Source organism: Pseudomonas sp. 58 R 12 (genome assembly GCF_900005865.1).
In the GTDB taxonomy this organism is placed as follows: Bacteria; Pseudomonadota; Gammaproteobacteria; order Pseudomonadales; family Pseudomonadaceae; genus Aquipseudomonas; species Aquipseudomonas tritici.
On record NZ_CVTP01000016.1, the window covers coordinates 385,029 to 393,754 of the forward strand.

Genomic DNA, 8,726 nt, shown 5'->3' on the forward strand with positions numbered 1-8,726 from the left:
GTCGCATTCGCGATTTACGTAGGAATTGTTCACTTCGTGACACATCTCGATACTTTCATGAATCTTCGTGAAGGCGTAGGCTGCGCGTTCATTTCGCCAGCACCCAGACCATGCTTCAACAATTTCTGCATGACTTCGGCTACTTTGCCCTCTTCCTAGGCACCTTCTTTGAAGGCGAGACCATTCTTGTTCTCGCAGGCTTCCTGGCGTTCCGTGGGTACATGGATATCAACCTGGTGGTGGTGGTTGCCTTTTTCGGTAGCTACGCCGGCGACCAGCTTTGGTATTACATGGGCCGCAAGCACGGCCGCAAGCTGTTGGCGCGCAAGCCGCGCTGGCAATTGATGGGCGACAAAGCCCTGGAGCATATCCGCAAGCACCCGGATATCTGGGTATTGAGCTTTCGCTTCGTCTACGGGCTGCGCACGGTCATGCCAGTGGCGATTGGTCTTTCCGGCTACCCACCGCTGCGCTACCTCATCCTCAACGGTATTGGTGCCGCGATCTGGGCGGCCGCGTTGGGCGCAGCGGCTTACCATTTCGGCGCCGTGCTGGAAGGCATGCTCGGTAGCGTGAAGAAATATGAGTTATGGGTATTGGGCGCGTTGCTGCTGCTGGGCTTTGGCCTCTGGCTGCGCCGCCGCTTCAAGAACGCCCGTATCGCTCGTCAGGCCTGTGCCGATGAAAAGGCCCGGCTTGCCGCCGAGCCTGCACGGGTTGAAGCGCCTAAGACACCAGTCGAGTAAACCGGCTGCTGCAGCAGTAGAGGCCAATCACGCTGAGCAGGCTGTAACTGAGCAGGCCCAGCCAGCCCAGGTTGCTGGCCGGCCACAGACCGACCAAAGGCGCCAGCCATACCAGCGGCACATTCAGCACCAGCCGTGAAAGCTCGGCCTTGAACGCCCATGGGCGGTTCTCCAAAGCCACACCCAATGTAAACAGCCCCAACGCCATGGCACTCCAACCCAGGATCAGCGCCGCCGTGGGCAAGCCTTCGCCGAAATTCATCAAATAGCTACCAAAGCTCACATACGCCGCGAACTGCAGGGCGATGTAGACCTGTTGGCGCACATCCAGCGCTACCTCGAACTTACGGAACAGGCTCAAGTCATGTTTCGCCAGCGGGTACTTAGCCTTCACGTCCGCCGGGCGCCAGCCGGTGCGCATGAACCAGATGCGCAGCTTGTCCCACCAGCGCTCTGTGCGCCGCGCATCACTCCACAGCTGTGCATAAAACTGCAGGTTAGCCCACAGCGGGTTCCAGCTGGACAACGGCGTGGTCACGCCGAAAATAACCGGCTCGTTGTCGTCTTCTTCCTGGAAGGAGCCGAACAGGCGGTCCCAAATAATGAACACCCCGCCGTAGTTGCGATCCATGTAGAGAGCGTTCTGTGCATGGTGGGCCCGATGATTGGATGGCGTGACGAAAAACCATTCGAACCAGCCGAGTTTGGGCACATGCCGGGTGTGCACCCAGAATTGATACAGCAAGTTAAGGGACGCCACGCTGATAAACACCACCAACGGCACGCCGAGTACGGCCAGCGGCAGGTAGAAGATCCAGCTCAGCAGGAAACCGGTGCTGGTCTGGCGCAGGGCAGTGCTGAGGTTGTAGTCCTCGCTCTGGTGATGCACCGAGTGCGCGGCCCACAAGATGTTGCGTTCGTGCCCCATGCGATGCAGCCAGTAGTAGCAGAAGTCGTAGAACACAAAGGCGAACACCCAGGTCCAGACGCTGTGGGCCGACAGCTCGATCACCGCGAGGTGCTTGAGGGCGAACGCATAGGTCAACAGCCCCACGCCCTTGGTCAGCAGCCCCGTGGTGGTAGACAGCACACCGGTGCTGAGGCTGTTGATGGCGTCCGCCACCCGGTAGTTACGCTGGCCGCGCCAATGATCAGCGAGCAGCTCCACCACAATCAGGGCGATGAAAAACGGTACCGCGTAAGGCACGAAGTCCATGGTCTGGTCCGGTCTATTTTTGTTACATCAGATTAGGTGCAGCGGCGCGAGATCCCATTGGCAACAGATGACAAATTAGTAGACATTTAACGCCAAGAACCCAGGAGAAATGCCCATGAGCAAAAAGATAGCAGTGATCCTTTCCGGCTGTGGCGTGTACGACGGCGCAGAGATCCAAGAAAGCGTGATCACGCTGCTGCGCCTGGACCAGCGCGGCGCTCAGGTCCAATGCTTTGCCCCGGACATCGCGCAACTGCACGTGATCAACCACCTCACCGGCGAAACGATGCCCGAGTCACGCAATGTGCTGGTGGAGTCGGCGCGGATCGCCCGGGGGGACGTGAAAGACATCCGCGAAGCCAATGCCGAAGACTTCGATGCGCTGATCGTGCCCGGCGGGTTTGGTGCGGCGAAGAACCTGTCGAACTTTGCCGTGGAAGGCGCCGGCTGCAGCGTCAACCCGCAGGTTCTGGAGCTGGCCGAGGCCTTTGCCGAATCGGGCAAGCCCGTGGGGCTGATCTGCATCTCCCCGGCCCTGGCGGCGAAAATCTACGGTCCTGGCGTGACCTGCACCATTGGCAACTGTGCCGACACCGCCGCCGCGCTGGACAAGATGGGCGCCACCCACCAGGAGTGCGCGGTGGAAGATATCGTCGAAGACCAGGCGCGCAAGCTGGTGAGCACCCCGGCCTATATGCTCGGCAAGAACATCAGCGAGGTCGCTTCGGGGATCAACAAGCTGGTGGATCGGGTGCTGGAGTTGACCCACGAAAACGACTGACCTGCTTGCCAAACACTTAATATAGTGAGCGGGCTTGCCCCGCGCTGGGTGGCGAAGCCGCCCCAAACCAGACGACCTGGTTTTATCTGGAACTCTGCGGTGTCTTTATTGGGGCTGCTACGCAGCCCAGCGCGGGCGGTGCGACGATTCGACAAGCCCGCTCACTACACAGGTCAGGCTTGGCGCATCAACCGGGTGAGGATTCGGTCCAGGGCATTGGCAAACGCCTGCTTGTCCTTCTCGCCATGGGGCGGTGGACCGCCGCCCATCTGGCCCTGCTCGCGCAGATCGGTGAACAGGTTGCGCACTGCCAGGCGCTCACTCATGTTGGCCGGGCTGAACTCCTTGCCTCGTGGATCGAGGGCCGTGACACCCTTTTTCACCAAGCGGTCAGCCAGCGGCACATCGCTGCAGATCACCAGTTCACCGGGCTCTGCGTGCTCTACCAGGTAGTCATCCGCCGCATCCGGGCCACTGGGCACCACAATTAGCTTCACACAGGCAAAGCTCGGCTTGATCTGGCTCTGACCGGCCACCAGCACCACTTCGAACTGGCGCTTGAGGGCGAACTTCACCACTTGGTCCTTGGCCGCCCGAGGGCAGGCGTCGGCATCGATCCACACGCGCATGTTATGCCGCCACCCGGCGCTTCTCCGCGATTCGACTGCGGCCATACAGCACCACAATCGCCAGGATCGCTACTGCCTGCGCACTCAGCGAGTAGGCATCGGCGTGAATCCCCAGCCAATCAAAGTCAAAGAATGCCACCGGCCGCGTGCCGAAGATCCCGGCTTCCTGCAACGCCTTCACGCCGTGCCCCGCAAACACCACCGACAGTGCACACAACAGCGCCGCGTTGATTCCGAAGAACAACGCCAACGGCAGCTTCGCCGAACCCCGCAGGATCACCCACGCCAGGCCCACCAGCAGCACCAGCGCCGTGGCGCCACCCGCCAGCACCGCGTTGTGCCCGGCCGGGCCGGCTTGCAGCCACAGGGTTTCGTAGAACAGGATCACCTCGAACAGCTCGCGGTACACCGAGAAGAACGCCAGCATCGCAAAGCCAAAACGCCCGCCACCGCCCACCAGGCTGCTCTTGATGTAATCCTGCCAAGCCGCAGCGTGGCGACGGTCATGCATCCACACGCCGAGCCACAGCACCATCACGCTGGCGAACAGCGCCGTGCAGCCCTCAAGCAATTCGCGCTGGGCGCCGCTCACGTCAATCACGTACGCGGCCAACGCCCAGGTCGCCAAACCCGCCAACAGCGCCAAGCCCCAACCTACGTTGACGCTGCGCACCGCCGACTGCTGGCCGGTGTTACGCAGGAACGCGAGGATCGCGGCCAGCACCAGGATCGCTTCCAGGCCTTCACGCAACAGGATCAACAAACCGGAGATGTAGCTCAATGACCAGCTCAGGCCGTCGCTGCCCAGCAAGCCGGCGGACTCGGTGAGTTTGCCCTTGGCCACGTCCAGACGCTGTTGCACCTGCTCGACCGGCAAACCGTCCTGCAACGACTGCCGGTAGGCCATCAGCGCCTTCTCGGTGTCTTTGCGCACGCTGGCGTCGACGTTGTCCAGGGAGCTTTCTACCAGTTCAAAGCCCTCCAGGTACGCGGCTACCGAGAGATCGTAGGCCTGTTCGTGATCACCGCTGCGGAACGCGGCCAGGCTCTTGTCCAGGGTCGTAGCGGTGTATTCAAGCAGTTGCGCCGGGCCACGCTTGACCTGCGGCGGTTGCGCACGCTGGGCGCGGAACGTCGCGGCGGCAGCCGGGCCATTGGCGGCCAGCACTTCATTGGGGGTCTGGCGAGCCAGGTCAGCGAGATTGAACGGCTGCTCGCTTTTGGCGGCGGCCGGGTCGGCGGTGAAGCCGGCGATGTAAGTGGCCAGGTCCCAGCGTTGGCGATCGTCCAGTTGGTCGGCAAAAGACGGCATGTCAGTGCCTTCCACACCCAGGCCCAGCGTGTTGTAGATCGCGTAGAGACTCAGGCGATCCAGGCGCACGGCGTCACGCAGATTAGCGGGCGGCGGCGTCATGCCAACACTGGCCGGCCCATCACCGGCGCCCGCTGTGCCGTGGCAGACCGAGCAGTGTTGGGCGTAAAGCGGCGCGCCGCGGGTTGGGTCAGGCGTGATCGCCGGTGCCTGGCTGACTTCATAGGCCACCGCCAGTTGAGCCCCCAATTGCCGGGCCTGGCGGGCGACTGTCGGGCCGTCCTGATGAGCGGTTACAGCCGCTAACAGTTCATCAACACCTTCGACCAACGCCACGCGTTCCGGGCGCTGTGGCAACTCTGCCACTAGGCCCTGCAACACCCCGAGAAACTCCAGCTGTTCGCGGTATTCGGATTCATCGATAACCTTGCCCGCCTCCACCGTCGGAGGATAGTCAGCACCAATGTAGTCCAGCAAATGCAGGGCTTGTGGGGCGCCCTCGGCAGTCGCGGCCAACAGGTTGAAGCTGCACGACATCAACGCCGGCACTATCAGCCAGGCGAGAAAACGGAAGGGGGCAGTCATGAACGAATCTCAAATGGAAATACGAAGTAACACATTGTTAGGGCTTTACGGGTTTGACTCAAGGCGTAAGTGATTTGTCGTTTGTGGGGGCGGAGCGTTTTAGATGCGGGATGGTGGCACTCCAGCCGATTTCACCGGATCAAATAGCCATTGTTTTGCCAGTAATGGTGCCTATAATGCCGCGCCCTGTTAGTGCGAAAGGGAATTTTGTTCCTCGTTTTTATGAGGAATTACCACATCGGTTGATACTTTCAGGGAAGAAGTTTGCATGGCATTTCGCGCCTTACCTTCGCTCGCGCTTGCGGCGGTCACCTTGCTGTCCGGCTGTTCGATGTTCCGCAACTACGACACCGAACTGCAAGCCACCAACCAGCAATTGGCCACCGGCAATGTCGACGCCGCGCTGACCCTGCTGGAAAAGAACAACACCGGCGACGACAAAGACCTGCTCTATTTCTTCGAAAAGGGCGAGTTGCTGCGGGCCAAGGGCGACATGACCGGCAGCCAGACCGCCTGGCGCAGCGCCGACCTGCAAGTCGCCAAGTGGGAGGATTCGGTCAAGTTCGACAGCGCCAGGTATCTCGCCCAGTTCGGCAGTTTCGTTGCCAACGACAAAGTGCGGCGCTACGAAGGCTATGACTACGAAAAGGTCATGCTGACCACGCAGATGGCCCTGAACCTCCTGGCCCTGAACGACTTCGGCGGCGCGCGCACCGAAATCAAGAAAACCCATGAACGCGAAACGGTGATCGCCGACCTGCGGGACAAGGAATACCTCAAGCGCGAGAACGAAGCCCAGCGTGAGGGCGTGACCACCCAGATGAAAGACTTGCGCGGCTACCCGGTGGAAGCCCTGGATGCGCCGGAAGTGGTCGGTCTGAAAAACAGCTACCAGAGTGCGTTCAGTCATTACCTGGCCGGTTTCGTCTACGAAGCCTTGGGCGAAAAAGACCTGGCAGCCCCCGGTTACCGCAAGGCCGCCGAGTTGCGCCCCAATACACCGTTGCTGGAACAGGCGCTGTTGAACCTGGATAAACCCAAGGTCGGCGCCAATGAAACCGACGTGCTGATCGTGGTCCAGAGTGGCCTGGCACCGGCTCGCGATTCGATTCGCCTGCCGCTGCCGATTCCGATCAATGGCAACCTGGTGATCACACCGCTGTCGTTCCCGGTGATCAAGGCGGATACGTCCACCGCGACCTTCGCCCAGATCGGCGTCGACGGCCAGCAACAGAGCCTCACCATACTCAACAGCACTACGGCCATGTCCCGCCGCGCACTGCGCGATGACATGCCGGGGATCATCCTGCGCACCACCGTGCGTGCGGTCACCCGTGGCGTGGCGCAGAACAACCTGAACAAGACCAACCCCATGGCGGGCTTGGTACTGGGTATCGCCTCGGCCGTTACCGAAGGCGCCGACACCCGCACGTGGCGCACCCTGCCGGACCTGACTCAGGTGACCCGTCTGCGCCTCAAGCACGGCGAGCATCAGGTCAGCCTGCCCAACGCCTTGGGCGGCACGCTGGTAACGGTCAAGGCGGATCAGCGCTATCAGGTGATCACCTTGCGCGTGGTCGGCAACCAAGTGTTCGCGGGCGGCCTGGCCGCCCATGTGGTACCGAGCACCGCTACCCAGGCCATCGCCCTCAAACAACCTTAAGGAGCACGCTATGCGTCACTTTATCCTCGGCGCCCTGGCGCTGGTCCTGCTTGCCGGCTGCGCCACCCCACCACCGCCGGAGCCCGGCAGCGCCGCGAGCAAAATCGTAGTGATGGGCAAGTTCAAGGGCATCGCAGTCGGTGCCATTCGTGTTGCCCGCGAGAACGGCTTTCTCACCGCCAAGGTGCAGTTGAGCAACATCACCAGCAGCAACCAGATGATGTATTACCGCTTTGCCTGGCTGGGCGCCGATGGCTTCCCGGTGGGCGATGAAGAAACCTGGAAGGTGCTGAACCTGTACGCCAACCAGGCGACCTTTCTGCCGGCCATCGCCAACCTGCCCCAGGCGGCGGACTTCCGCCTTGAAGTGAAAACGCCTTGAGCCGTTCACCCTTTTTGCTCCTGAGAGATTTCCCCATGTTTGCACGCTTCTCGATCCTCGCCGTAGTTGCCGTATTGGCCAGCGGTTGCTCTAACACTTCGCCGGTACTGGGCGGTAAAAACATCAGCTACGGCGATACCAAGGCCGTAGAACTGGTGACCAACGAGTTCGGCTCCACCGACCTGCAGATGATCGCCGAAAGCATGACCCGCTCCCTGGCCCAGTCCGGCATCCTGCAAGGCCGCCCGGTGGTGCAGGTGTACGACGTGAAGAATAAGACCAGCGAGTACATCGATACCCGCGAGATCACCACGTCGATCAAGACCCAGTTGATGAAGACCGGCACCGCGCGCTTTGCCAGCGACAACACCGACATGCAAAGCCAGGTTGACCAGCTCAAGCTGCAGAACCAGAGCGGCCTGTACAAGAAGTCCACCGTCAGCAAGACCGGCAACATGGTCGCCGCCAAGTACCGCCTGGAAGGCTCCATCAGTTCCATCGTCAAGCGCAGCTCAGACTACAAGGACGTGTTCTACAAGTTCAGCCTGCAACTGATCGACGTCGAGAGCGGCCTGGCCGAATGGATGGACGAAAAAGAAATCCGCAAGACCACGGAGCGCTAAGCAATGCGTGCATGGATCGGCATGATCGGCCTGCTGTGCGCCTTCGGCGCCTCGGCCGCCCCGAAGATCGCGGTGACCGACCTGGCCTACGAGGCGCGGGTCGAGGAATACATTCACCAGGTGTCGGCGAGCAATAACTTCCAGGCCAGCGCTTACCACGCCAGCGGCGCATCGAATTACAGCGAGTACGAAAGCCGTACCAGCTACATCGAACAGACCGAGCTGCGTAAATTCAGCGGTGACATCAAGGGCGAGATCCTCAAGTCCCGCCAGTTCCAGCTGGTGCAGGGCACGCCCTACACCGCCGATGCCAAGGGTGACGTCTACGATGTGATCAAGCGCATCAAGGCCGGCCACTTCAAGGGAGCTGACTATGTGCTGTTCGGCACGCTGTCAGACATCGACTTCACCCAGGACATCAACGCCCTGGACCACACCAACAGCTACTCGGCGGTATTGGGCCTGACGCTGGTGGCGGACTTCAGCCTGATCAACACCCGTACCTACGAGATCACCTCGGCGTTTACCGCCATGGGTGAAGGCCAGGACACCAAGCTGGTGAGCAGCCGCGATGTGCGTGTGAGCCTGAATCGGCCGCGGGTAGTGAAAGAAGTGTCGAAAGCGCTGGGGGAAGATGTGGCGCGGCAGTTGGCGGAGCAATTGGGTGGCGGGTATCAAGAGCCTGGCCAGCCGGTGTTGCGTAACAACCTGCCGAGGGATGAAGCGCCGAAGATACTGCGCTGAAACCCGATTTCACAAGCAACACAAAACCAATGTGGGAGCTGGCTT

General features: G+C 61.0%; 9 protein-coding genes. 6 read left to right on the plus strand and 3 right to left on the minus strand.

The features are described 5' to 3' along the window. The first annotated feature begins 110 nt into the window (after positions 1–110). Entirely contained in the window at positions 111–746 is a 636-nt protein-coding gene (locus tag BFP95_RS11150) for a DedA family protein (RefSeq protein ID WP_065875423.1), read from the plus strand. Here BFP95_RS11150 and BFP95_RS11155 read toward each other — a convergent pair. Next, complete coding sequence (locus BFP95_RS11155) at positions 727–1,962, minus strand: sterol desaturase family protein (RefSeq protein ID WP_065875424.1); 1,236 nt, start codon at positions 1,960–1,962, stop codon at positions 727–729. The genes BFP95_RS11150 and BFP95_RS11155 overlap by 20 nt on opposite strands. 115 nt (positions 1,963–2,077) lie before the next feature. On the opposite strand from BFP95_RS11155, the gene elbB reads away from it, so the two are divergent. Continuing rightward, on the plus strand, positions 2,078–2,743 hold the full coding sequence (elbB, locus tag BFP95_RS11160; protein WP_065875425.1) for an isoprenoid biosynthesis glyoxalase ElbB: 666 nt from the start codon (positions 2,078–2,080) through the stop codon (positions 2,741–2,743). 173 nt (positions 2,744–2,916) lie between these two features. On the opposite strand, the gene BFP95_RS11165 is transcribed toward elbB, so the two are convergent. Both BFP95_RS11165 and BFP95_RS11170 read right to left on the minus strand, forming a co-directional pair. After that, positions 2,917–3,372 carry a YaiI/YqxD family protein gene (locus BFP95_RS11165; RefSeq protein WP_065875426.1) on the minus strand — a complete coding sequence of 152 codons (456 nt, stop codon included), beginning with the start codon at positions 3,370–3,372 and terminating at the stop codon, positions 2,917–2,919. Between the two features lies 1 nt (position 3,373). Further along, on the minus strand, positions 3,374–5,269 hold the full coding sequence (locus BFP95_RS11170; protein ID WP_065910065.1) for an FTR1 family protein: 1,896 nt from the start codon (positions 5,267–5,269) through the stop codon (positions 3,374–3,376). A gap of 268 nt (positions 5,270–5,537) precedes the next feature. On the opposite strand from BFP95_RS11170, the gene BFP95_RS11175 reads away from it, so the two are divergent. The 4 genes from BFP95_RS11175 to BFP95_RS11190 are packed head-to-tail and all read left to right on the plus strand — an operon-like array spanning position 5,538 to position 8,681. Then, positions 5,538–6,932, plus strand: a complete 1,395-nt coding sequence (locus BFP95_RS11175; RefSeq protein WP_065910066.1) for a COG3014 family protein — start codon at positions 5,538–5,540, stop codon at positions 6,930–6,932. 10 nt (positions 6,933–6,942) lie between these two features. After that, positions 6,943–7,314 (plus strand): YcfL family protein, encoded by a 372-nt coding sequence (locus tag BFP95_RS11180; RefSeq protein WP_008439304.1) that lies wholly within the window; start codon positions 6,943–6,945, stop codon positions 7,312–7,314. Between the two features lie 35 nt (positions 7,315–7,349). Next, entirely contained in the window at positions 7,350–7,937 is a 588-nt protein-coding gene (gene lpoB / locus BFP95_RS11185; protein WP_049710984.1) for a penicillin-binding protein activator LpoB, read from the plus strand. Between the two features lie 3 nt (positions 7,938–7,940). After that, complete coding sequence (locus BFP95_RS11190) at positions 7,941–8,681, plus strand: penicillin-binding protein activator LpoB (protein WP_065875430.1); 741 nt, start codon at positions 7,941–7,943, stop codon at positions 8,679–8,681. Positions 8,682–8,726 lie beyond the last annotated feature (45 nt).

Excerpts from the sequence above, each read along its gene's own strand:
- BFP95_RS11150 (WP_065875423.1), top strand. The coding sequence starts at position 111 with ATGCTTCAACAATTTCTGCATGACTTCGGCTACTTTGCCCTCTTCCTA.
- BFP95_RS11155 (WP_065875424.1), bottom strand. The coding sequence starts at position 1,962 with ATGGACTTCGTGCCTTACGCGGTACCGTTTTTCATCGCCCTGATTGTG.
- elbB (WP_065875425.1), top strand. The coding sequence starts at position 2,078 with ATGAGCAAAAAGATAGCAGTGATCCTTTCCGGCTGTGGCGTGTACGAC.
- BFP95_RS11165 (WP_065875426.1), bottom strand. The coding sequence starts at position 3,372 with ATGCGCGTGTGGATCGATGCCGACGCCTGCCCTCGGGCGGCCAAGGAC.
- BFP95_RS11170 (WP_065910065.1), bottom strand. The coding sequence starts at position 5,269 with ATGACTGCCCCCTTCCGTTTTCTCGCCTGGCTGATAGTGCCGGCGTTG.
- BFP95_RS11175 (WP_065910066.1), top strand. The coding sequence starts at position 5,538 with ATGGCATTTCGCGCCTTACCTTCGCTCGCGCTTGCGGCGGTCACCTTG.
- BFP95_RS11180 (WP_008439304.1), top strand. The coding sequence starts at position 6,943 with ATGCGTCACTTTATCCTCGGCGCCCTGGCGCTGGTCCTGCTTGCCGGC.
- lpoB (WP_049710984.1), top strand. The coding sequence starts at position 7,350 with ATGTTTGCACGCTTCTCGATCCTCGCCGTAGTTGCCGTATTGGCCAGC.
- BFP95_RS11190 (WP_065875430.1), top strand. The coding sequence starts at position 7,941 with ATGCGTGCATGGATCGGCATGATCGGCCTGCTGTGCGCCTTCGGCGCC.